The sequence below is a fragment of the Nocardia sp. NPDC058176 genome (assembly GCF_042883805.1).
Classification (GTDB): Bacteria; Actinomycetota; Actinomycetes; order Mycobacteriales; family Mycobacteriaceae; genus Nocardia.
Map to the genome: position 1 here is coordinate 360194 of NZ_JBHVVA010000003.1, position 23312 is coordinate 383505.

A 23312-nucleotide genomic window follows, 5' to 3' on the forward strand; every position below is an offset into this window, starting at 1 on the left:
GCGATGAGAACCGTCCTTCCGCCCCGAACGGAGACGATATGAGCGACTGGTCCTTCGACACCAGACAGGTGCACGCGGGTGCCGAGCCCGACCCGGCGACCGGCGCACGGGTGACCCCGATCTACCAGACCACCTCCTACACCCTCGGCGACGCGGCACACGCCGCCGACGCTTTCGCTCTGCGCGACTTGGAATCCCACCTCTACACCCGCGTGTCGAACCCGACGACCGCGGTCGCGGAGGAACGCCTGGCCAGCCTCGAAGGTGGCGCCGCGGCGGTCCTGCTGGCCAGCGGTCAGGCCGCGATCTCGCTGGCGCTGTGGAATCTGGCGGCCGCCGGTGACCACATCGTCGCGGCGGCCACCCTCTACGGCGGCACCTACAACCTGCTGCGGCACACCTTCGCCGAACACGGCATCACCGTCGACTTCGTCACCGACCCGGACGATCTCGTGCAGTGGCGGTCGGCGCTGCGGCCGAACACCAAGGCCCTGTTCGCCGAGACGATCGGCAACCCGCTCGGCAATGTCCTCGATGTGGCCGCGGTCGCCGAGATCGCGCACGAGGCGGGCGTCCCGCTGGTCGTCGACAACACCGTCGCCACTCCGTACCTGCTGCGCCCCATCGAATTCGGTGCCGACGTGGTCGTGCACTCGACCACCAAGTTCCTGTCCGGGCACGGCACCGGCATCGGCGGCGTCGTGATCGACTCCGGCCGTTTCGATTTTGCCGCCGATCCGGCCCGCTGGCCCCGCCTCACCGGCCCCGATCCCAGCTATCACGGGCTCTCGTTCACCGGTGAATTCGGCGAACTGGCCTACGCTTTGCGGCTGCGCACTCGGCTCCTGCGCGATATCGGACCTGCCGCAACACCTTTCAACAGCTTCCTGCTGCTGCACGGGCTGGAGACCCTGTCGCTGCGGGTCGCCCGGCACTCCGCGAACGCGCTGACGGTGGCCCAGTGGCTGGCCGAACAGCCCGAGGTGACCACCGTGCACTACGCCGGTCTCACCGAAAACCCTTGGCACGACGCGGCGAAACGCTACCTCCCGGCAGGCGCGGGAGGTGTGCTCGCCTTCGAGCTGCGCGGCGGTATCGACGCCGGACAGGCCCTCGTCGGCAACCTGCGCCTGTTCAGCCACCTCGCCAATATCGGCGACGTGCGCAGCCTGGTGATCCACCCGGCCTCGACCACCCACGCCCAACTCGAACCCGCCCAGCAGCTCGACGCCGGGGTGACGCCGGGACTCGTGCGCCTATCGGTGGGGCTCGAGGGCGTCACCGACCTCATCGCCGATCTCGAGAGGGCGCTACGTGCCTGAATTCCACGGTGTGACCGGCCGAATCCACTACACCGAGCGCATCCCCGAACAGCCGCGTGCCGTCGTCGCGTTCTTTCACGGGCTCGGCGAGCACGTCGGCAGCTACGCGCCCTTCTTCGACGCACTCGAAGCCGCAGGCATCGCGGTGTGGGCGCACGACCACGCGGGCCACGGCCGCAGCGAGGGCGTGCGCGTGCTGATCACCTCGGTCGACGACCTCGTCGCCGACGCCGCCACCCTCACCGGTCTCGCGACGACCACCGTGCCCGACGTGCCCGTGTTCCTGATCGGGCACTCGCTGGGCGCGCTGGTGGCGAGCCTGCTCGTGGCTGAACGCGGAACCACCGCCGCCGGACTGGTGCTCGCCGGGTCCTCTCTGGTCGCCGAAGGCAGCAGCTGGCTCGGCGAACTGCTCGCCGACGGTGCCGACCCGTGGGAGCTGCGCCGCGACCCGGCCGAGATGACGCGCGACGAAGCCTTCGCCCAGCAGATCCGCGAGGACCCGCTGACCTGGCAGGGCGGCCTGCGCCCGGAGACTCTCACCGCGCTGATCGCGATCGCGCCCCGCCTGCCCGGCATCCTGGCCGGGCTCGCCCTGCCGGTGCTGTTCGTGCACGGCGAGGACGACGACATGGCCCCGGCCGCCGGGGTCCGCCGCGCCGCCGAACTGCTGCCCGACGCCCGCGCGGTGGTCTTTCCCGCCGACCGGCACAACATCCTCAACGAACTCGACCGCGACGAAGTCTTCGGCGCCGTCACCACTTTCATCACCGCACGCACCGAGAAAGACATCGCATGAGACATCGGGTCCCCGTCGCGCTGGCCGCACTGACACTGCTGTTCGCCGCGGCCTGCGGCACCGGCGGTGAGCCCGTCGACCAGGGTGCCGAGGCGACCCTGCCCGCGACACCGCCCGCCGCCGAACTCGACCTCGACGCCACCGCGAACGTGCGCCTGGTGCTGGAACCGACCAGCCTCAACACCTTCACCACCGCGGGCGTCGCACTCGACCAGGTCCTCCTGGACAACGTCTACCAGGGCCTGGTCGGCATCGACACCAACCAGAACGGCAAGATCGTGCCGCGGCTGGCCACCTCCTGGGACATCGCACCGGACGGGCTGAGCTACACCTTCCACCTGGTGTCGAACGCGAGATTCCACGACGGATCACCACTCACCGCGGCGGATGCGGCCTGGTCGCTGCAACAGCAGATCGCGCCGGGCACGAAATCGGTGAAGGCGTCGGGCTTCTCGTCGGTGCGCGAGGTGAGCGCCCCCGATCCGGCCACCGTGCTCGTCACGTTGACCGAGCGCGACACCGACCTGCTGTGGAACCTCACCCAGCGCGGCGGCATCGTCTACAAGCAGGGCACCGACTTCGCCACACTCGACGGGGTCGCGAACGGCTCCGGCCCGTTCACCCTCGCGGGCTGGAACCGCGGCGCATCGCTCTCGCTGGCCCGCAACGAGAACTACTGGGGCGACAAGGCCAAGGTCGCCGAGGTGGTCTTCCACTACATCAAGGAAGCCAACACCGCCAACAACGCGCAGGAGACCGGCCAGACCGACGTCCAGACCGGCGCCGATCCCACACTGCTGCAACCGTTCACCGGCGATTCCGGCTTCACGGTGCTGAAGGGCAACACCACCGACGAGTTCACCCTGGCCTTCAACGGAGCCCAGGCGCCTTTCACCGATCCCCGTGTACGCCACGCGATCCGGCAGGCGATCGACAAGAACGCCATCGTGTCCGCCGTCGGCGCGGGCACGCGCATCGGCTCCCCGGTGCCGCCGCAGGACCCCTGGTACGAGGACCTCACCGCAATCGACGCCCACGACCCCGGCAGTGCCCGAACGCTGTTGGCGGAGGCGGGTTTCGGTGACGGGCTGGCGCTGACCCTCGACGTCCCGAGCATCTACCCGTCGGCCATCTCGGATGTACTGGTGTCGAACCTGAAGGAGGTCGGCGTCACGCTGACGGTGCGGCCGGTGGAGTTCCAGAACTGGCTCACCAAGGTCTACACCAACAAGGACTTCCAGCTCAGCCTGGTAGACCACGCCGAGGCCCGCGACCTGGACAACTACACCAAGCCCACCTACTACTTCGGCTACGACGACGCCGGAGTGCGCGACCTGTTCGCCCGCGCGCGCACCGCCGCCTCCGACACCGAGCGCGACGAGCTGCTGCGTCAGGCGACCCGCCGCATCGCCGAAGCGGCCGCGGCGGACTGGCTGTTCGTCGCCCAGACCACCACCGTCGTGCGGGCCGGGGTCTACGGCGTGCCCCAGCACGAGACCTCCACCCGGTTCGACGTCAGCGGTCTGGCGATCGCCGCGCGGAAGTGACCTGGTTCCTGCTGCGGCGGGCCGCGCTGCTGGTGCTCTCGCTGGCACTGGCCAGCGTGGCCGTGTTCGCGCTGCTGCGGCTGCTGCCGGGCGACCTCGCGAGCGCGATCGGCGGCATCGAGGCCACCCCGGAACAGATCGCGCGCATCCGCCACGACCTCGGTGCCGACCGGCCGCTGCTCACCCAGTACGCGTCGTGGATGAACGGCGTGCTGCACGGCGATTTCGGGCACTCCCAGCTCAACGGCACCTCGGTGAGCGCCGAACTCGGCAGGAAATTGCAGGTCACGGTGCCGCTCGCGCTCGGTGCGCTGGTGGTCGCCGGATTCGTCGCGGTACCGCTGGGCACCTGGTCGGCGGTGCGGCATCGCCAGGCTTCCGGCGTCGCGGTGAGCGCGCTGGCCCAGCTCGGTATCGCGGTGCCCGCCCTGTGGCTGGCGCTGCTGCTGGTCGCCGTGTTCGCGGTGCAGTTGAGATGGCTGCCCGCGCAAGGGTTCCCGGTCGACGGCTGGGAGCAACCCGGTGCGGCGGTGCGCAGTCTGGTGCTGCCCTGGCTGGCGCTCGGGATCACCGAAGGCGCGGTGCTGCTGCGCTTCGTGCGCTCGGCGGTGCTCGAGGTACTGCAGTCGGATTTCCTGCGCACCGCCCGCGCCAAGGGCAACACCCGGGCACAGGCGTTGCGGCGGCACGGATTTCGCAATGCCGCGCTGCCGGTGGTCTCGCTGCTCGGCCTGCAACTGGCGGCGCTGATCGGTGGCGCGGTCGTCATCGAGCAGGTGTTCACCCTGCCCGGGGTCGGCAGCATGCTGATCACCGATGTCGGCAATCGCGATCTGGTGAAGGTGCAGGGTGAACTGCTGCTGGTGGTCGCCGCGGTGCTGGTGATCGGATTCCTGATCGATGTGGCGCACCGGCTCATCGACCCGAGGCTGGTGCACCCACGATGACACTGTCGGCTGTATTGCGCCGCCCCGCTGGTGTTTTCGGCGCCGCGGTCGTGGTCGTGCTCGTCCTGTGCGCGCTCGTCTCGGTGTGGTGGACACCGTTCGATCCGCAGGCCACCGATCCGCGCCGGGCCTGGCTGCTGCCCTTTCAGCAGGGGCACCTGCTCGGCACCGACCGCGTGGGCCGCGACCAGTTCAGCCAGCTGCTCGTGGGTGCCCAGGAGACGGTACTGGCCGCCGCGGGTTCGGCGGTGCTGGCCGCGGTCATCGGGCTCGCTCTCGCCCTGACCGCCGTGCTCGCCCCGCGCTGGGTCGGCGCGACGGTGATCCAGCTGATCGACCTGGTGATCGCGTTCCCGGTGCTGCTGCTGGCCATGGTGCTGGCCGCGATCTACGGCAGTTCGCTGCTCACGGTGATCGCCGCGGTCGGGATCGGGCTCGGTGTGGTCGTCGCCCGGGTCTCGCGCGCGGAGCTGGCCCGTGCCGTGGGCGCCGATTTCGTGCTCGCGGCCAGGGCGGCGGGCGCCTCGACCGGACGGATCGTGCGCAAACACCTGCTGCCCACCATCGCCCCGACGCTGATCGTGCAACTCTCGCTGGTGATGGCGCTGGCGGTGCTCGCCGAGGCCGCGCTCACCTACCTCGGTTTCGGAAGTTCGCCCTCCACACCGTCGTGGGGCGGCATCCTGCAGCAACAGCAGAACTACATCGCCGCCCGTCCGCTGCTGGTGGTGTGGCCGGGACTGGCCGTCGCGCTGACCGTGCTCGGCATCAACCTGCTCGGCGACGCACTGCGCGAGGCCACCGACCCGCGCCTGCGGACAGGGGCGCGATGAGCCTGCTCGAAGTATCCGGCCTGACCGTGCGCCTCGGTGACCGCACCGTGCTCGACGACATCGCGTTCACCCTCGACGCGGGCGAGAAGCTGGGCTTGATCGGCGAATCGGGCTCCGGCAAATCGCTCACCGCGCTGGCCGTGCTCGGCCTGCTGCCGGAACAGGCCGCGATCGAGGGCAGCATCCGCTGGGAGGGGACAGAACTGCTCGGGGCGAGTGACCGGAGCCTGTCCCGGCTGCGCGGTGACCGGATCGCCATGGTGTTCCAGGAACCGCGGACCGCGCTGAATCCGCTGATGCGCGTGGGTAAGCAGATCGCCGAACCGCTGCGGCTGCACCGCGGATACGGTCGACGGCAGGCCGCGGCCGCCGCCGTCGAGTTGGCCGACCGGGTGGGACTGCCCGACCCGGAACGCCTCGTGCGCGCCTACCCCCATCAGCTCTCGGGCGGTCAGCGCCAACGAGTCGGCATCGCCGCCGCACTGGCCACCCGGCCCGCGCTGCTGATCGCCGACGAGCCGACCACCGCGCTCGACGTCACCGTGCAGGCCGAGATCCTGACGCTGCTCAACGCCCTCGTCGCCGAGGACGGCGCGGCCCTGCTGTTCGTCACCCACGACCTGGCAGTCCTGGCCCAGGTGGTGCAGCGGGTGCTGGTCCTCGGGCAGGGCCGGGTCCTCGAACGCGGCGACCTCGGCGAACTGTTGCGCGACCCGCGCCACCCCTACACCCGCACCCTGCTCGAACTGGCCCGCGCCGGATCGTTCCGTTCCCAGCCGCAGGAGACCCGATGACGCTGCTCGAGGCCGAGGGGCTGAGCCGGTCCTACCGCCTGCCCCGCCGCGCGCTCACCGAACGTCCACCGCGCCGACACGCGCTGGCCGGGGTGGACCTCGCCCTCACCGAGGGCCGCAACCTCGGCATCGTCGGCGAATCCGGCTCGGGCAAGTCGACGCTGCTGCGGCTGCTGCTCGCCCTCGACCACGCCGACGCGGGCACCGTCCGCTTCCGTGGTCGCGAGGTACGTGGCCGGGATCTGCGCTGGTTCCGGCGCGAGGTCCAGGTGGTGCTGCAGGATCCGGTCGCCTCGCTCAATCCCCGGCTGCGCGTGGGTGATTCGATCGCCGAACCGCTGCGGTGCCTGCGGGTGCCCGGCGACCATGCCGCGCGGGTCGCCGAGCTGCTGGTCGCCGTCGGCTTGGAACCCGACGTGGCGCAACGCTATCCGCACGAGTTCTCCGGTGGGCAGCGTCAGCGCATCGCCATCGCCCGTGCGCTGGCACCGAATCCGGCGGTACTGGTCGGCGACGAGCCGTTCTCCGCGCTCGACGCGTCGGTCCGCACGCAGATCATCGAGCTGGTCCGCGAGCTGGCGCGGCGTTTCGGGCTCACGCTGATCCTGGTCTCGCACGACATCGGCGTGGTCCAGCAACTGTGCCAGGAGCTGGTGGTGTTGCGGGACGGCGTGATCGTCGAGCACGGCCCGACCGACACCGTCCTGCACGCACCGCGCCACCCCTACACCCGTCGGCTGCTGGCCGCGGTACCCGTCCTGCCGGACTGACTCAGTCGCCCAGCGCCGCCACACCCGCCTGCGCGAACTTCTCGTCCAGATCGCCACTGGGCGCACCGGCCACGCCGATGCCCGCGATCGGGGCGCCATCGGCCTGCACCGGCGCGCCGCCGCCGAGGAACAAGGTGCCGTCGATGTCGGCCAGGCGCGGGGCGGACTCGAGCCGCTTGCCCAGCTCGGTGGTCGGCGCGTTCCAGGACACGGCGGTGAACGCCTTCTGCTGAGCGGCGTCGTAGGACTGCGGGCCCGCGCCGTCGCCGCGCAGCGTCACGATGACATTGCCGTTGCGGTCGACGACCGCGACGCTGACCCGCTGGTTCTCCTTCGCGGCGGCGTCGAGGGCGGCCTGGGCGGCCTCGGTGGCGGCGGCGATCGACAGGTGCGTGCTCTGGGTCAGGTTGTCGTCGGCGACACTGGCGACCACGGGGGTGCGGGTCGCCGGGTCGGGATTCTGCGCCTGCACGGTCACCACACCGACGACGCCCGCGCCGATCACGGCGGCGGTCGCACCGGCGACGACGAGGCGGTTGCGGGTGCTGAACTTGCTGGTCATGGCTGCTCCTGCTCGGGTACTCGGCCGTCCGGCGGTTGCCGTGGCCTGTTGACATCCATCCTGTTCGCCGCGCGGGCCCGGCGGATCGGCGAAGCGGCTGCACTCCGCGACCGATCCGGACGACACCCGGGTCAACCGATCGGTTGACCCGCGGCGCGCGATCGACGGGAGAGAATGGGGGAGTTTGCCGCCGCGTCGAGCGGTGCCGAGTGAACAGGGAGGCGAACATGGCGAACTCGGTCGGCGATCGGCGCGACGACACCCGCCTGCTCGCCGTCATCGTGCACAGCGCGTTCTATGTGCTGCTGTCGGCATCACTGCTGCGGTTCCTGCTCCGCCACGGCGACAGCGAGCGGATCCTGTGGGTCGTCGGCCTCGCCCTGGCGCTGGCGGTGTTGTACGCGGTGAGCGAGCTGGGGCGCTCCGGGCGGGTGCTGTGGTTCGCGCTGCTGGTGGCGGCCTGGGCGGTGCTGGTCGTGCTCGCGCCGAGTTTCGCCTGGTGCGCCGTGCCGCTGGTGTACACGGGGCTGCGGATCCTGTCGGTGCGGGTCGCGGTGACACTGGTCGTCGTGCTCACGGCGCTGGTGGTGCTCACACAGCTGCGCCTGGCCGGGTGGGCCGATCCGAACCTGATCCTGGCCCCGCCCGCGGTCGCGGCGGTGACCACGGCACTGTTCGTCGGCATGCGCCGCCAGTCCGAACGCCAGGCCGCGCTCATCGACGACCTGGTCCGCACCCGCGAAGAGCTGGCCGCCACCGAACGCCGCGAGGGCACCCTGGCCGAACGCGAACGCCTCGCCATGGAAATCCACGACACCCTCGCCCAGGGCCTGTCCAGCCAGCGCATGCTGCTGCAAGCCGCCGACCTGGTGTGGGACACCGACCCCGACCTCGCGCACACCCACCTGCGCTCGGCCGCCGAGATCGCCGAACGCGATCTGACCGAGGCGCGCCGATTCGTCCACGACCTCGCCCCCGCCGATCTCGCCGCGGGCGGGTCGCTGTCCGCCGCGCTGGCGGCGCTGGCCGCGCGCGAGAGCACCGACACGCTCACCGTGCGCTGTCATATAGAAGGAACACCGGGACCGCTGCCGCAGCGCGTGGAAGCCACCCTGCTGCGCATCGCCCAGGGCGCGCTGGCCAATGTGCGCGAACACGCGGCCGCCACCACCGCCACGATCACCCTGACCAGCCTCGACGACCAGATCGTCCTCGACATCGCCGACGACGGCCGCGGCTTCGACCCCGAGCGCGCGGCCGACCACACCGGCCACCGGGGACACGGGTTGCCCGCGATCCGCGCGCGGGTCCGTCAGCTGGGCGGGGACTGCACCATCGAGTCGGCGCCCGGCGATGGCACTGTCCTCTCCGCCGCGATCCCGCTGGCCGAGCCGTGACCGCACTACCATCGGCACCCGTGACCTCTGCCGTGCGTTTGCTGATCTGCGACGACCACGCGGTGGTGCGCGCCGGCCTGCACGCGCTGCTGTCGAGCGCACCCGATATCGAGGTCATCGGGGAGGCGGCGGACGGCCCGGCCGCGGTCGCGCTGGCCGCGAGTCTGCACCCCGACGTCGTACTGATGGACCTGCAACTCGGCGGCGACATGGACGGCATCGAGGCGACCCGCCGGATCACCGCCCAGCCCGCACCGACCCCGCACGTGCTGGTGCTGACCACCTACGACACCGACGCCGACATCACCCGCGCGATCGAGGCGGGTGCCACTGGCTACCTGCTCAAGGCCGAGCGCCCCGAGGAACTCTTCGCCGCCATCCACGCCGCCGCGAGTGGCCAGACCACCCTGTCCGCGCCGGTCGCGGCCAGGGTGATGGCCAGGATGCGCAACCCCGGCCCCACCCTCACCACCCGCGAGCTCGACATCCTGGGCCAGCTGGCCCAGGGCCTCGGCAACCGCGAGATCGCCCGCGCGCTGCACATCAGCGAGGCCACGGTGAAGACCCATCTCGGCCGGATCTACGACAAATTGGGCGTCGACACCCGGGCCGCGGCCGTCGCGGTGGCCACCGAACGCCGTCTGCTCGCCTGAGCGCGAGCGCGTTGTGCCCGATTTGCCGGGTAGGAAACGTGACCGGGCTCTCTATAACCGGGTGATCCCGGCCACATAACGCACCGATAACAACAGCGCTGTGATTACGGATTTATTACGGTCGACCAGCGGTGAACGCTGTTCCTTTGGACAATGTCCGCTACAGAAGCCCGCGTGATCAGGACGTGATCTCAGCGCGCATCCCGGCTACATTCGGTCACGGCTTGAACAACAATCCGAGCCGAATCGAATCGCAGAACACCGGAAAGCCTGCCCCGCGATTCGAGGATCCCCGACATACCTGAGGGGCAGGGACGCGGTAGTTTCCATCACCGAGCCGGTGGGCGCAGGCAGGAAATAATATGTCTTTGAATCGCAAGTTCACCCGTGTCCTCGGTTTCGCCGCTGTCGCCGGTGCCATGATCGCCGTTCCGGCCGGTCTGACCACCGCCACCGCCTCGGCGAACAACTGGGACGCCGTGGCGCAGTGCGAGAGCACGGGCAACTGGAACATCAACACCGGTAACGGCTACTACGGCGGCCTGCAGTTCTCGCAGAGCACCTGGGAGGCCTACGGTGGCACCGGTACCGCGAACAACGCCAGCCGCGAAGAGCAGATCCGCGTGGCCGAGAACGTGCTCGCCGGACAGGGCCCCGGCGCCTGGCCGACCTGCGGCGCCTACCTGTAAAGAGCGCTGACGTGTAAGACTTTCCTTGTCGGGAAACGAATTACCCACTATTTCGATGCACACATCGAAATAGTGGGTTTTTTCGTTGTCCAATTTCGTGTCAATTCCGAATGAGCAGCGTGATTCCCGCGGCCACGAATGCCAGCACAATTGCGCCGACACCGTAGCTGAGCTTGTAATTCCGCAGGCTCGGGATGAACCGGTCGAGAGCGAAACCGCCTGCGCCGGTGAGGGCCAGGCTCGCGGCCGCGATCGCCAGGAGCACCTCGTATTCGACGCCGTCCGACCCGAGGAAGGCGCCCCATTTCACCGCGATCGCGTTGATCATCGTGCCGAGCACCGCCGCGGCGGCCAGCGGGGTGATCAGCCCGAGAATCAATCCGATACCGCCGAGGGTCTCGCTCAGCGCGGCGAGGAGCGGGAAGGCCCGGCCCGAGGGATAGCCGCTGGCGGTGAAGAAGCGGTCGGTGCCGTCGAGCCCGCCGCCGTCGAACCAGCCGAACAGTTTCTGCGTGCCGTGCGCGGCCATGATCGTGCCGACGCCGAGGCGTAGCACGAGCAGACCGGAACTGGTGGCGGTGGTCGATGTCGTCATGACGAGTGTCCTTCCGTGTCTGCCCGGCTCAGCCGATCTGAACCGAGCGTCGTGCCATCCCGAACCAGTAGCCGTCGATGACGGTGCGCAGGGAATCGATGTCATCGGCGCCCGCGCCGAGGGTGAGGAACAGGGGAGCGAAGTGCTCGGTGCGCGGATGGGCCAGTCGCGGCGCGGGCGCGGTGTGCTCGAAGTCGAGCAGCGCGTCGAGATCGCGGTCGTCGAGCGCCCGGCGGCCCCAGTCGTCGAACTCGGCGGTGAACGAGTGCACGTGCTGGTCGTCGGGGGTGAGCGCCCGCAGGTTGTGGGTGAAGAAGCCACTGCCGATGATGAGCACGCCGTCGGCACGCAGCGGCGCGAGCGCGCGGCCGAGCTTCATCAGGTCCTGCGGATCCAGTGTAGGGATCGACAGTTGCAGAACGGGCACGTCGGCGTCGGGATACATCTGGGTCAGCGGCACGTAGGCGCCGTGGTCGAGACCGCGTTCGGGGGCGTCGGCCACCGTGCCGCCGAGCAGGGCGCGCACCTGCCGCGCGAGCTCGGGTGCACCGGGGGCCGGGTAGCGCACGTCGTAGTAGCGCGGCGCGAACCCGCTGAAGTCGTAGACCAGCGGCACCGTCGTGGTGGCGCCGAGGGTGACCGGCGCGGATTCCCAGTGCGCGGAGACGATGAGAATCGCCCGCGGACGCGGCAGGTCAGCCGCCCATGCGGCCAGTTCGGCGGGCCAGGTGTCGTGGTCGATCAGCGGCGGGGCGCCGTGGGACAGGTAGAGCACCGGCATGGTCACGGTGGGCTCCTTCGAGGTCGGCAGTACTTGTTCAAATTTGAACAACCTCGGGTGCGGTGCTATTCCGGGCCGGTGGTTAGGGTCGTGCGCATGGACGAACCCAGGTGGCTCGACGCCGAGGAGATGCGGCTGTGGGACCGGTTCCTCGCCGCGGGCGCCCTCGTCGACCGCGCGGTCGACCAGCACCTGAAGGCCGAAGGGCTCTCCCACACCCAATACGAGGTCCTGGTCCGCCTGTCCGCGGCACCCGAGGGCTCGATGCGCATGACCGACCTCGCCGCCGCCCTCTACACCTCCAAGAGCGGCCTCACCTACCAGGTGGGCAAGCTGGAAGACGCCGGGCTCGTCCGGCGGGTCGACGACAACACCGACGTCCGCGGCGTCAACGCCGTCCTCACCGAAGCTGGCCGGACCCGCCTCGCCGAGGTCGCTCCCCACCACGTGGCCCTGGTCCGCCGCGTGTTCATCGACATCCTCGACCCCGCCCAGCGTGCCGCCATCACCACCGGCCTCGGTGCCGTCGCCGACCACCTGACCGCCCGCCCGGATACCGATCTGGACCGTTGATCACCACGCTCTGGTGGCGTTCGCTTCTCGGCCGATACTCACCTGAGAGCGTGGTGATCAACGGTCCAGCTTCTGGTCCCTATTCCTCGGGGCGTTGCGGGTCGAGGCGGTGGACGGTGAGGGCGGCGGCGAGCATGCGGGAGTCGGTGGGGTCGGCCGGGTCGAGGCCGGTGAGTTCGGCGATTCGGCGCAGGCGGTAGGTGAAGGTGTTGGGGTGGACGTGAATTCGGCGGGACGCGGTCTTGCGGTCGGCGCCGTGGCGGAGGTGGGCTTCGAGCGCTTCGATCAGGTGCGGGCTGGACAGGAGGGGAATCACGCGCTGGGCCAAGCGTTCCCGGGCCGGGCCGGGGCGGGTGAGCTGGTATTCGAGAAGGAGGTCGTCGAGGCGGTAACAGCCGCCGGGGCGGCCGCGGAGCCGGGCCAGCTCGGTCAGTTCGCTCGCGTCCTTGGCCGTGGCCGGGATGGCCTCGCGGCTCACGCCGGAGAACTCGGCCAGATAGACCGTCACCCCGAACTGTTCGCTCAGCAGGGTGGCGAGGTCGTCGAAGCGCTGGGCGTCGAGGACGTCGGTCTCGGAGTTGTTGCTCAGCAACGCGATTCCGCTCGCACCGTCGAAAGTGGCGGGGGTGGTGGTGCCGGTGAGTTCGTCGAGCGCGCGCTGGAGCACGCGGATTCGGCGCCGGGTCACCAGATTGGCGGCGCTGCCGGTGCGGGGCGGTTCGCTCAGGTGGATCGCCAGCACCGTGTACTGGTCGGCGAGGACGGTGTCGGCGCGCGCGGCCAGTTCCTCCGCGGGCAGCCCGCGCACCAGCGCCGAGCACAGTTCGCGTCGCGCCTCGCGTTCGGCGTGATAGATCGACTGCTCGACCTCGGTGTAGGTCTCCACGACGGTCATGTTGATGTGGCGCAGCAACTCCAGCAATCGGCCGAAGACCCGGAGGAACTCGCCCATCTCCGTCGGATCCGCCACCGCCGATGCCTCCGCGAGCACCGCCTGTGCCGACCCGTGGATCGCGCTGACCAGCATCGGCAGCGGTAGCCGGTCCTCGGCATGGCGTTCGGCGACCGGCGCGACGAACGCCGACACCTCGGCGTAGGTGAACTCGCGGTCGGCGGCGATCGCCTCGAGCACCGCGCGACCACAGGCGTAGATGGTGGGAAGGACCTCCGCCGTGAAATGGTCGGCGGGCAGTTCGGCTGGCGCGGTGGCGCCGAGGCCGTCGGCGAGTATGCGCTCCGCGATCTGTGGCCAGCGAGTCAGCAACCGGGTGGTCAGCGTGGGTGACGTGGAAGCGGGGTTTTCGACGAGCATGCTTCGATTGTGTCGGAGAACAGGGCGATGGGGGACAGTCCGGTGGAACGGGTACAGAACTTGGCGCCCACGCCAATCCGTCGGCCGATTTCTCGGTTCACGGTGCAGTGACACCGGTGTGGTGTGGGTCATAGATTCGCAGAGCGCGTCCGAGCCGTCCGCTCGCCGACGCGGTTCTACGGAAGTGATACCCATTGATTGCAACGACGCATCCTCTTCGCCGTGTCCTGTGCGGACTCGGCATCGCCACCGGCCTGATCGTGGCGCTCGCCACCGGCCCGGTCGCGGCCGAACCGACGCTCGAACCGACCGTCGAGTCGCTGGCCGAATACCTCGACAGCACCGCGAGCGCGGCCCCCGACGGCCGCCGCCCGACCGCCATCGCCGATACCGGCAGCAGCTCGGGCAGCGGCACCGGATCGGCCTCGACCAGCCGGTCCTCCGACACCGTCGGTGAGGGCCCCGCGATGTCGGCCTACCTCCCCGCCTTCGGCTACGGCCTCCTGCATCCCGACGCCGCACCGCCCAAGGCCAACCGCTGGGACTGCAAGCCCACCGCGGAGCGGCCGCGCCCGGTCGTGCTGCTGCACGGAACCTGGCTCAACGCCTACGACACGTTCTCCTATCTGTCCCCGCGTATCGCCGACGCCGGGAACTGCGTGTTCACCCTGAACTACGGCAAGTCCGGACTGGTGGAGGGCGGTGGTCTCGGCGCGATCCTGCCGGGCCGCAACGGTGTCGGTCCGATGGCCGAATCCGCCGGGCAGGTCGCGACATTCATCGATCGGGTGCTCGCCGCGACCGGCGCCGAACAGGTCGACATCATCGGCCATTCCCAGGGCGGCACCATCGCCAACCACTACCTCAAGTTCGACGGCGGACAGGGCAAGGTCGGCAAGCTGATCACCTTCGGCGCCACCCATCACGGCACCTCGCTGCTGGGCATCGCCTCGCTCGGGCGCATGATCAACAACGCCGGCATCGACATCCTCGGCTTCTACCGGCCGATCATCGGCGTGGCCAATGTGGAGCAGGCGGTCGGCTCGCCGTTCTACGACGCCCTCAACGCGGGCGGCGACACGGTCCCCGGCGTCGAGTACACCGTGGTCGGATCCCGCTGGGACGAGGTGATGAACCCGCTCGAATTGACCTTCCTGCACGCCGGTCCCGGCGCCACCGTCGACAACATCACCCTGCAGGAGGGATGCGAACAGGACCTCTCCGATCACCTGACCATGATGTACTCGCCGCGCGCCACCTCGATCGCGCTGCGGGCCCTCGATCCCACCGGTGACGCGCCGCTGACCTGCGCGTTCAACCCCTGGTTCTTCGGCGGTGGCGGCAGCCTGTGACGATCATCGACCGCGTCGCGCCGGACTCGGAGGTCAGCGTCCGGGTCGGCGCGCCGCTCCTGCCGCCCGACGACCCGTTCTATGCCACTCCGCCCGGCGTCGGGCTGCTCGCGCCGGGCGAGGTGGTGCGGTTCCGCCCGGTGGAGCTGGGACTGTTCGGGGTGGTGCGCCAGCGCATCACCGCCTGGCAATTGCTGTATCGCACCTGCGATCTCGATGGCGCGCCGGAGGTCTCGGTGACCACCGTGCTGATGCCGTGGGGCGCCGATCCCCGGCGGGCGCGTCCGTTGGTGTCGTTCCAATGCGCCATCGATGCGGTTGCCCCGCAATGTTTTCCGTCGTACGCCCTGCGACGCGGCGCGGCGACCATCGGCTCGATCGCGCCGCTGGAACTGCCGATCGTCGCGATGGCGTTGCGGCAGGGGTGGGCGGTGTCGGTACCCGATCACGAAGGGCTCGGCGGACGCTTCGGCGCGGCCCGCGAGCCCGGATACCGTGCGCTGGACGGGATCCGGGCCGCGCTCGGGTTCGCTCCGCTGGGTCTGGAGAACACCACTCCCGTCGCGCTGTGGGGATATTCGGGTGGCGGCCTGGCGACGACCTGGGCCGCGGAACTGGCCGAGGAGTACGCGCCGGAACTGAACATCGTCGGCGCCGCCGCCGGTTCCCCGGTCGGTGATCCGGCGGCGGCGTTCGTCCGGCTCAACGGCGGCTGGTTCGCCGGCTTCCCCGCGGCCTTCGTCGCCGGGCTGCGCCGCGCCTACCCCGAACTCGACGCGGTCCTGCACGACCACCTCGACGAGCGCTATCGCGCCCTGCTCGGGGAAGCCGAACGGCGCAGCACCTTCGCCCTGCTGCTGCGCTTCGCCCGCCGCGATGTCGCCCGCCATCTGCGCGACGGCATGGCGGGCCTGCTCGCCGAACCGGCCCTGCGCCGCATCCTGGCCGACATCGAACCCGGCACCCGCGCCCCCACCGCTCCGCTGCTGGTGATCCAGGGCATCCACGACGAGGTGATCGCCGTCGCCGACATCGACGCCCACGTCGAGCGCTATCGCGCCGCGGGCGCCACCGTCCACTACCTGCGCGTGCGCCGCGGGGCCCATCTGCCGCTCGAGTTCCTCGCCGTCCCGGTGATCCTCGACTGGCTCACCGACCGCTTCGCCGCCCGCCCGGTTGGCCACGGGACCACCACCATCGCCTCGATCACCCGCACCCCCGCCACCCTGCGCACCCACCTCGACTTCCTCACCCTGGTTGCCCAGATGCTCGGTGGCAGGCCGGTCAGCAGCAAGAAACCGGAATACATGTGACCCGTCGTAGCGCAATCGAGATCGGTGCCCCTATTTCCATGGGCATTGGAAATCCGTCCTTATCCGATTGCGCAACATGAATCTCAAAGAGTTCTCATATTCCCCTCAGGAAGATGATGTATTCGCGCATAAGGCCAGGTAGTGATAGGTTTCTGCGGGCTTTGTTACGAGAGTCACGAAATCGGGGATTTCGTAACTCGTGGCGTTCGGGGCCCGATGTTCCCTCTGTAAGCCAGCTCCGGCTGGGCCTATGCGAGAAACAGAGGAATTACTATGATCCCCGTTATCATCGACACCGGTAGCGCCGCCCTGAACGGTCTCTTCGACACCCTCGGCGCTGCCCTCCACGGCCTGGTCAACACCCTGTGGACCGGCTCCTTCGGCGGCTGATCAAGCCCCGCAGGTCGATGAAACGACCGGGTCCGCCCTGACGCGTGACCCACGAGAAGGCCCCGCACCTGTCCAGGTGTGGGGCCTTCCGCGTGATCGGCCCGGCTCATCGATCGCCGCCGGTCGACGCCTCGACCGCGGTGACATAGTCACCCAGGCGAAGCCGCAGTTCGTGCACGGCCAGTTCCTGCGCCGCCAGCAACCGCTCGATGCGCACCGCGCCCGGTGCGACCACCGTGGGCCGGTTCGCGCACAGGTCGCCGCGGTTCACCTCGCGCAGCAGGCGCTCGGCGAGGCGTTCCTGTTCGTCGACCGCCGCGATCGACCGTCGATGTCGCTCGTCCTCGTCGAGTCGATGGCGGGCGATCGCGGCGATCAGGGATTGCCAGCGTCGATCCGCCCTGTCGATCTCGTCGTCGCCGTGTCCGCGCACGACGACGCTCTCGCCCCGATCCAGGGCATCCCGCACGCTGCGCAGGTAGTCGATCTCGCCCTCGGCGAGCAGCAGGCGTGCCTGCCGTTCGACACACGCGGCCCGCGCCCGCAATCCGGCACGTGCCTGGGCGCCCACCTGGAACACCATCGCCGCGGCCACCGCGAGCCGCTGAGTCGCCTCGTTCATCGAAGGCGTCATCTCGTACCCCCACTGTGCGCGCCCGTCACCATGCAGATGCGCCGCAGGTCCCTTCCGGTTCGGTGTGAACCGCTCCGCCCCTGGAACGCATCAGTACTGGTGAGAGGTCACCTGACGTCGGCCTCTCGGTCGAGTACTACTGCCCGTGGTCGCGCCGGGCGGAGCCGCAGGGGGGTTCCTTTCCGGAGACGACCCGTGGGCAGTCGCGAACCCGGCCGCCGGACGGCAACATCCGGCGGCCGGGTTCCCCGTCTGCTCAGGTCAAGCCCGCCACGATCGCGGCTCTGACCGGATCCCCGGTGGGCAGGCCCTTGGCGACCCGCCGCCAGGCGTTGCGGCCCGCGGTCAGCGAGCAGCGCACCGCGTCGGTGACCGCCGCCGTGTGGGCGGAACCGAGCGCGGCACCGGGGAGCAGCGAGATCTCCAGGTCCTCGGACATGGTCAGTGCGTGGGTGACCACCTGCCCGGTCAGGGCGCCGCGGTCGTCGGTGTAGAGGACGACGAGGAGTTCGGTGCGCTCGTCGCCGAGACGCACCGCGACCCGCACGACATCGCCCGCCACCGCGCGCGCGCCGAACGACTGCACCGAGATCCGGGTCTGTTCGGCGCCGGCGGGTGAGCGAACGAACTCGATCCCCAGTTCCCGGTCGATCCGTTTCTGCACCGCCCGGTTCGCCGCGGTGTCCTCCTCGGCGGCGGCCGCCAGCGGCTGAACCGTCCACCCCGGCACCCGCATCACGGCACGGCGCGCGTCCAGCGAGGTGACGGTCGCCGAATCCCCGGTGCCGGAGCGCCCACCACGCAGCAGTCGCTCGGCGATCCGCGCGCCCGCGGCGGCCGACTCGGCATCGACCGCCGTGTCGGCGAGCGCAAGCAGCACATCGATGTCGACGGGCAGATGCACCCGGTCCGGTTCGCGATCCCGCGCCATCACGATTCCTCCTCGTTGTCCCCGGCCGCGGCGTCGAGTTGTGCGCGCAGCGCCGCCCGCAGCGCCTTCACCCCGGCGGCGCGCAGACGCTTGACCTTCTCCTGACTGATCCCGAGTTCCTCGGCGACCTCCCTGGTGGTCTGGACATCGGCGTAGCTCCCGTCCGCGGCGATCACGAACGTCGCCCTGAGCACGGCCGCTATCTCCGGGCGGGTGATCGAGTCCAGCGCGTTCCGCAGGATCGTGCGGTCGGCCAGCCGGTCGTCGGCGTCGCTCTTCGCGTGGTCCTCGAGCACCAGAACGGTCGATTCGTAGTCGACCCGCTGGCCCGGGTGGCGCTTGTCCGCGGTCCGTCGGCGCCGGTCCTGGAGCACCTGCCACTGGAGCTTCTTGAGCACCAGCGCCTTCCAGTGCCGGATCCGCTCGGCGGGCAGGGTCGCGGTCAGTTCGACCAGGGTGTCCTGCGCGACGTCCTCGAAGTCCGAGCGCATCTCCGGATCGATCCGTTCGAGCACATACCGCGCCTTGGCGGCCGCATAGGTCGACAGGGTGAGCAGGTCGACGTCGAAGATGTGTTCCACGACCGCGGGGCGCAGGTGCTCGGGCACGTCGTCCCACCGCGCGCCCAGCCAATCGTCGAGGGGATCAGACCCCAACTCGTACCCCCGATCAGACGATGCCGGATGCCGCAGGGCACGAAGGGGATTCGCGCACACCATGCGGCGCTCTACCGTGGGGACCGATCGTACAAGGTCATCCGGCCGGGCCGGGGCAGGGTGCATCGCGCGACTCCCATCGGTCGAATTCCGCTCCCGAAGCCATCGGGGGACGGGCTCCTACACAGATGCGTTCGCCGTGCCGAACGGTTCGCCGGTATCGGTTCGTCAGCCGGGGCAGCTGGGGGAGGCCACCATGAAGGAGAAGGCGACCTGGCAATACCACGCCTTCTCGATCTTCCACTCGCCGTCCTCGGCCACGAAATTCACGATCACCGGATGCGGCGGGAGATCGTTCATGATCGCGGTGCCCTCGGCGAGCATGCCGGGCGCGCCGAGTCTGGTCGAGGTGATGGTGACGGTGATCCGCGCACCGTGGCGGCCGGGGCTCTCGGCCAGCCGATTCGGGAGGCCGGGGTCGTCGGCGATGCCTTGCACGCTGTCGATCTTGTCCGAATTCGGTATCGCGGGATCGAGCATGCGCGCGAACAGTTCGGTGACCTCCTGCGCGGACGGCAGGGCGGGCGTCGTCGCGGACTGCACGTGCGCGACCGGCGCCGCGGTCGCGGGCGGGGCGTCGGCGGTGGAACATCCTGTCAGTGAGAGCGTCGAGGCGACGATCGCCGCCGACAGGCCGCAACCGGCGAGGAGTGGTCTGGACAAGGTGATCCCCTGGGAACTTCGATCGTGAATCATGGCGCATTCGACATCAGCGTAGCCCGGGTCACCCGAGCCGCCACCGGCCAGCGCCGAGCCCTGCCGCGACATCGCCGATCGAGTGGATCGGACTGGATGAGATCTCGAATGATGCTGGTGAACAACATGATTCGATGAATCCATGGCGCCGGAAATCCGAATCGGCAAAGCCGGAACCATCGAGCTCGGCCGGGTCGGTGGCACTCGTTGTCCGAAAAGCTGGCACTGGTTGTCGGGGCGGTGCCGCACTCCGGGTCTAATTTGGGGAAGCGCACGAGGAACCGACGCCCCGATCGAGGACGTGGCGTCGCGGTGATCGAGGGGGATACGTGACGACACTCTCGGTGGACCAGCGCGATGACGCCCTGCTCGCCGAACTGACCGGTGCCCCACAGCAATGGCTCGCCCTGTGCCGCGAGGCGGTCGCCGACGGGCCGGAAGCGACCCGCCGCCTGACCGAACGCCGCCGCGAGACCGGGGTCCTGGCCCGGCAGTCGTTGGCGCGGTGGAAGACCCTCGACGCGGTCGACGATCCGCTCGAGGAGGAATCCGAAGAGCCCGACCTGCAAAGCGGCAGGGTCACGGCCGATGTCTCCGCGGCCAATGCCATGGCCTCGCTCGCCCAGGCGGTGACCGGTGGTCTCGACCTCGCGCGGGCCTGCGCGATCTTCCTCGACCACGCCGAGCGGGCGGGCCTGCACTCGGTCGGCACGCAGCTGCTCCCCGCCGGGCCCGTCACCAGCGACGACACCCCACTCGCCGCGGTCGTGCTGCATCTGCTCGGTCAGGGCGGCCGACCGGCCCGTGGCTACGGCGTCCTGACGGCGCTCGAGCTGACGGCGCAACGCCCAGCCACCGTGCGGGTGACGCGGGTCAGCGTCTTGTTCATCGACATCTGCGGTCGGGGCCAGGTCGGTGTGCTGCGGCTGGAACAGGTCCGCGGTGGTCCGAGCGGTCTGCATCCCGATCCGGCGCGCATGGGCTTCCTCCAGGCCGATCGCGAGTTCGTCGACAGCCTCGACCGCGCCTGGCGGGTGAGCAGGCTGGCCGACACCGACGCGTGCGTCCTGTGGTCGGTGTCGGGCAAGGCCCATGCCCCCGCGAACGACATCAACGGTCCGTCGATGGGTGCGGCGATCGCGGTCGCCCTCGACGATCTCGCCCCGCGTCCGCACGTGCTGCGCTGGCTGCGACCCCGCCGGCTCGACCCGGCCTGCGCGGTGACCGCCGGTCTGTCGGGGACGTCGTTGACCGTGGTCGGTGGGTACGAGGGCAAACTTGCTGCGGCGCAACGGGCTTCGTTGCGGGTGGTGGTCGCCACCGCGGGTCACGACGAGGCGACCGAGCAGGCACCACAGAACTACACCGACCGGATCTCGACCGCGCGCACCGTGAGCGAGGCGATCGCGCGCACCCGTACCCGCGCCAATCTCGCACCGTGGCTCGTCTCGATCGCGGGCGTGCTGGCCGTGCTGTTGACGGTGGTGGCGGTGACCAACATCGTCCAGACCCGCATCGAGAACGCGGCGGCCATGGCGGAGGCCAACTCCCGGTTGTTCGCCGGCGTCGCCCGCGGCAATGCCGACTTCGACCCCGCGCTGTCGCAACTGCTCGCCCTGTCGGCCTACCGCACCAGCCCGACAGTGGACGCCCGCTCGGCGTTGCTGGAGACCTCCGGTGTCAGTACTCCGACGCGGATATCGCCGGGAGCGGTCCTCGGGCAGGACGCGGCCGGGGTCGATGTGCCGCGCGTGGCCACCACCGTCGACGGCGACATGATCGCGACCGGTCGCGGCGACGGCACCGTGGAACTGGTGCGCGTCACCGGCACCGGGGTCGACCGGTGGCCGCGGTTCGACACCGGCGGCGGTCCGGTGCGCAGCCTGGCGCTCAGTGCGAATCAGCAGTGGCTGGTGGTCGCCGGTGACCGCGAGGCCGCGCTGTGGACGCTCGCCGACCCCGGCACGCCCCGGCTGGCGACGCGGCTTCCGCTCGACGGCCAACTGCCCTGGTCGACGGCGTTCAGTCCCGATCTCGGCTTCCTGGCGATCGGCACGCACGGCGGGACCGTCCTCACCTGGCGCCTCGGTGACGATCCCGCGCGTCCGTCGGCGCTGCCCACCGTGGTCGTCGCCGGACAGTACGCGGAGGTCGCGCTGAGTGACCGCGCGCTCGTCGCCGCGGTTCCCCTGGCGACGGGATCGGCGTGGGCGACCACCGTCCGAGGTTGGGACACCGCGACTTTCGAACACGACCCGACCCCGGCCTTCGATCGCCGGCTCGACGGGCCGCACGGCGCGCAGGCGCGATCGGCGGAATTCAGCGCGGACGGCAGCGTGCTGGCGGTGGGACTCAATCCCGGCGAGGTCGCCCGGTGGCGCCTCGGCGCGGACCTCACCCGGCCCGAGCCGATGGCATCGGCGCCACGGGGCGCGAACGAGTACTTCGACGTGTCACTGGACCGGAACGGGCAGACGGCCGCGGTCGTCGGCGGCGACTCTCGCGCGCGCGTCGTCGACCTCGGCACGGGCGCCGAACTCGCCGTCTTCCCGAGCGGCTCGGTGGCCCGCGCGCGATTCCTCCGGGGCGACCGGTCGCTGGTGACCATCGGTGCCGACCAGGCGGTCCACGTGTTCGAGCTGCCGGGCCCGACGGCGTCCACGGAACCGCTGACAGTGTTCAGACTGCCCGCGGACCAACCGGAACCGGCGCCCGGCGTGCTGCCCGCGGCGCTCTTTCCCCGCCTTCGCGCGCTGTCGGCACTGTCGCCGGGCGCTACGCGGAACCCGGTGGACGGCGATCCCGCCGGATTCCTCGACACCGTCGCGGTGAGTCCCGACGGCACACGCGCCGCCATGCTGACCAAATACGCGATCCAGGTGTGGGACACCAGCGATCCCGCCACCTCGGTGCCGCTCGGTCCGCCGATCAGCAACGGCCTGGTCGACGCGCGCGGCATGGCATTCGCGCCCGACGGCACCTTGGCGATCGGCCGTGGCCTGACCGAGTCGGTGGAATTCTGGGAGGTGACCGGGCCGGGCGGGCCGACGCTGCGATCCAGCCTGCGATTCGGCCGTGGATATCCCACCGCGCTGACCTTCAGCCCCGATGGAAGCACCCTGGCCGTGGGCAGCCATCGCACCGGCAACGTCAGCGTCTACACCGTGCACGGTGCGCCCCTCGCGGAGTTGTCGGGCCTCCCGCCGCATGGTCAGGACATCACCCTGGCGTTGAGCAACCGCGGCACCCTCGCCGTCGGCACCCGCGACGGCGCCTTCCTCTACGAATTGCGCGGGCAGGCAACGCCACCCAGGCGTCTCCCGACCCCGGCAGGCACCAGCGGTCCGGTCGGTGCGCTCACCTTCGACCCCGCCGGGACCCGGCTCGCCCTCGACGACACCGCCAGCGGCCGAATCCTGCTGTGGGACTACACCGATCCGGACGAACCCACCGTCTATGCCGCACTCGACCGAGCGGAAAGACATTGGCAGCGAACGATGCTCGCCTTCGCCGCCGGTGGCTCGATCCTCACCGAATCGGCAGCGGACGGCACGGTGCGCCGGTGGAGTACCGATGCCGAGGTCGAGGCCCGGCGGATCTGTGCGAGCGGGACCGCGCCGATCACCCCGGCGGAGTGGACCCGCGCGCTGCCGGGCCGCGAACACGTCATCGCCTGCCCGGGGAACTGACCTTCTGGCGAGATCCG

At 70.2% G+C, this 23312-nt stretch carries 22 protein-coding genes; 14 read left to right on the forward strand and 8 right to left on the reverse strand.

Annotated elements, in window-relative coordinates:
• Nucleotides 1-38: 38 nt before the first annotated feature.
• Genes ACFVVM_RS19745 through ACFVVM_RS19775 form a run of 7 tightly spaced genes read left to right on the forward strand, consistent with a single transcriptional unit; the run spans nt 39 to nt 7012 of the window.
• Nucleotides 39-1322: an O-acetylhomoserine aminocarboxypropyltransferase/cysteine synthase family protein gene (locus ACFVVM_RS19745; RefSeq protein ID WP_387620064.1), complete on the forward strand. Its 1284-nt coding sequence runs from the start codon at nt 39-41 to the stop codon at nt 1320-1322.
• Complete coding sequence (locus ACFVVM_RS19750; RefSeq protein ID WP_387620066.1) at nt 1315-2121, forward strand: alpha/beta fold hydrolase; 807 nt, start codon at nt 1315-1317, stop codon at nt 2119-2121. Before ACFVVM_RS19745 ends, ACFVVM_RS19750 begins: the two co-directional genes overlap by 8 nt.
• Nucleotides 2118-3668: an ABC transporter substrate-binding protein gene (locus tag ACFVVM_RS19755; RefSeq protein ID WP_387620069.1), complete on the forward strand. Its 1551-nt coding sequence runs from the start codon at nt 2118-2120 to the stop codon at nt 3666-3668. The genes ACFVVM_RS19750 and ACFVVM_RS19755 overlap by 4 nt, the downstream gene beginning before the upstream one ends.
• Nucleotides 3665-4615, forward strand: coding sequence for an ABC transporter permease (locus ACFVVM_RS19760; RefSeq protein ID WP_387620072.1), 951 nt, complete (start codon nt 3665-3667; stop codon nt 4613-4615). The genes ACFVVM_RS19755 and ACFVVM_RS19760 overlap by 4 nt, the downstream gene beginning before the upstream one ends.
• Complete coding sequence (locus tag ACFVVM_RS19765; protein WP_387620074.1) at nt 4612-5448, forward strand: ABC transporter permease; 837 nt, start codon at nt 4612-4614, stop codon at nt 5446-5448. Before ACFVVM_RS19760 ends, ACFVVM_RS19765 begins: the two co-directional genes overlap by 4 nt.
• Entirely contained in the window at nt 5445-6242 is a 798-nt protein-coding gene (locus ACFVVM_RS19770) for an ATP-binding cassette domain-containing protein (RefSeq protein WP_387620076.1), read from the forward strand. Before ACFVVM_RS19765 ends, ACFVVM_RS19770 begins: the two co-directional genes overlap by 4 nt.
• A complete protein-coding gene (locus tag ACFVVM_RS19775; protein ID WP_387620079.1) occupies nt 6239-7012 on the forward strand; it encodes an ABC transporter ATP-binding protein in 774 nt (257 codons plus the stop codon). The genes ACFVVM_RS19770 and ACFVVM_RS19775 overlap by 4 nt, the downstream gene beginning before the upstream one ends.
• Nucleotide 7013: 1 nt before the next feature.
• Here the strand turns inward: ACFVVM_RS19775 and ACFVVM_RS19780 are convergent, their stop codons facing one another.
• Nucleotides 7014-7574, reverse strand: coding sequence for a heme-binding protein (locus ACFVVM_RS19780; RefSeq protein WP_387620081.1), 561 nt, complete (start codon nt 7572-7574; stop codon nt 7014-7016).
• 227 nt (nt 7575-7801) lie between these two features.
• Here ACFVVM_RS19780 and ACFVVM_RS19785 point away from each other — a divergent pair, with 227 nt between their 5' ends.
• The 3 genes from ACFVVM_RS19785 (at nt 7802) to ACFVVM_RS19795 (ending at nt 10313) form a co-directional block, all read left to right on the forward strand.
• The gene (locus ACFVVM_RS19785) at nt 7802-8971 is read left to right on the forward strand and encodes a sensor histidine kinase (protein WP_387620083.1); all 1170 of its coding nucleotides are present in this window, start codon (nt 7802-7804) and stop codon (nt 8969-8971) included.
• 20 nt (nt 8972-8991) lie between these two features.
• Complete coding sequence (locus ACFVVM_RS19790; protein WP_387620086.1) at nt 8992-9624, forward strand: response regulator; 633 nt, start codon at nt 8992-8994, stop codon at nt 9622-9624.
• 362 nt (nt 9625-9986) lie between these two features.
• Nucleotides 9987-10313: a transglycosylase family protein gene (locus ACFVVM_RS19795; RefSeq protein WP_387620089.1), complete on the forward strand. Its 327-nt coding sequence runs from the start codon at nt 9987-9989 to the stop codon at nt 10311-10313.
• Nucleotides 10314-10413: 100 nt separating this feature from the next.
• Here the strand turns inward: ACFVVM_RS19795 and ACFVVM_RS19800 are convergent, their stop codons facing one another.
• Both ACFVVM_RS19800 and ACFVVM_RS19805 read right to left on the reverse strand, forming a co-directional pair.
• A complete protein-coding gene (locus ACFVVM_RS19800; protein ID WP_387620092.1) occupies nt 10414-10908 on the reverse strand; it encodes a DoxX family protein in 495 nt (164 codons plus the stop codon).
• A gap of 28 nt (nt 10909-10936) precedes the next feature.
• Complete coding sequence (locus ACFVVM_RS19805; RefSeq protein ID WP_387620900.1) at nt 10937-11689, reverse strand: dioxygenase; 753 nt, start codon at nt 11687-11689, stop codon at nt 10937-10939.
• 96 nt (nt 11690-11785) lie between these two features.
• On the opposite strand from ACFVVM_RS19805, the gene ACFVVM_RS19810 reads away from it, so the two are divergent.
• Complete coding sequence (locus ACFVVM_RS19810) at nt 11786-12262, forward strand: MarR family winged helix-turn-helix transcriptional regulator (protein WP_387620093.1); 477 nt, start codon at nt 11786-11788, stop codon at nt 12260-12262.
• 79 nt (nt 12263-12341) lie between these two features.
• Here the strand turns inward: ACFVVM_RS19810 and ACFVVM_RS19815 are convergent, their stop codons facing one another.
• The gene (locus ACFVVM_RS19815) at nt 12342-13574 is read right to left on the reverse strand and encodes a PucR family transcriptional regulator (RefSeq protein ID WP_387620096.1); all 1233 of its coding nucleotides are present in this window, start codon (nt 13572-13574) and stop codon (nt 12342-12344) included.
• 194 nt (nt 13575-13768) lie between these two features.
• Between ACFVVM_RS19815 and ACFVVM_RS19820 the strand changes: the two genes are divergently transcribed.
• Both ACFVVM_RS19820 and ACFVVM_RS19825 read left to right on the forward strand, forming a co-directional pair.
• Entirely contained in the window at nt 13769-14926 is a 1158-nt protein-coding gene (locus ACFVVM_RS19820) for an esterase/lipase family protein (RefSeq protein ID WP_387620099.1), read from the forward strand.
• Nucleotides 14923-16239: a lipase family protein gene (locus ACFVVM_RS19825; protein ID WP_387620101.1), complete on the forward strand. Its 1317-nt coding sequence runs from the start codon at nt 14923-14925 to the stop codon at nt 16237-16239. Before ACFVVM_RS19820 ends, ACFVVM_RS19825 begins: the two co-directional genes overlap by 4 nt.
• A 496-nt stretch (nt 16240-16735) precedes the next feature.
• Here the strand turns inward: ACFVVM_RS19825 and ACFVVM_RS19830 are convergent, their stop codons facing one another.
• The 4 genes from ACFVVM_RS19830 to ACFVVM_RS19845 form a co-directional block, all read right to left on the reverse strand.
• On the reverse strand, nt 16736-17251 hold the full coding sequence (locus tag ACFVVM_RS19830) for a hypothetical protein (RefSeq protein WP_387620103.1): 516 nt from the start codon (nt 17249-17251) through the stop codon (nt 16736-16738).
• 268 nt (nt 17252-17519) lie between these two features.
• On the reverse strand, nt 17520-18194 hold the full coding sequence (locus tag ACFVVM_RS19835; RefSeq protein ID WP_387620105.1) for a hypothetical protein: 675 nt from the start codon (nt 18192-18194) through the stop codon (nt 17520-17522).
• Entirely contained in the window at nt 18194-18850 is a 657-nt protein-coding gene (locus ACFVVM_RS19840; RefSeq protein WP_387620108.1) for a hypothetical protein, read from the reverse strand. The genes ACFVVM_RS19835 and ACFVVM_RS19840 overlap by 1 nt, the downstream gene beginning before the upstream one ends.
• 228 nt (nt 18851-19078) lie before the next feature.
• Nucleotides 19079-19573, reverse strand: a complete 495-nt coding sequence (locus tag ACFVVM_RS19845; protein WP_387620111.1) for a hypothetical protein — start codon at nt 19571-19573, stop codon at nt 19079-19081.
• A 362-nt stretch (nt 19574-19935) separates the two neighbouring features.
• Between ACFVVM_RS19845 and ACFVVM_RS19850 the strand changes: the two genes are divergently transcribed.
• Nucleotides 19936-23295 carry a WD40 repeat domain-containing protein gene (locus ACFVVM_RS19850; protein WP_387620114.1) on the forward strand — a complete coding sequence of 1120 codons (3360 nt, stop codon included), beginning with the start codon at nt 19936-19938 and terminating at the stop codon, nt 23293-23295.
• Nucleotides 23296-23312: the final 17 nt, after the last annotated feature.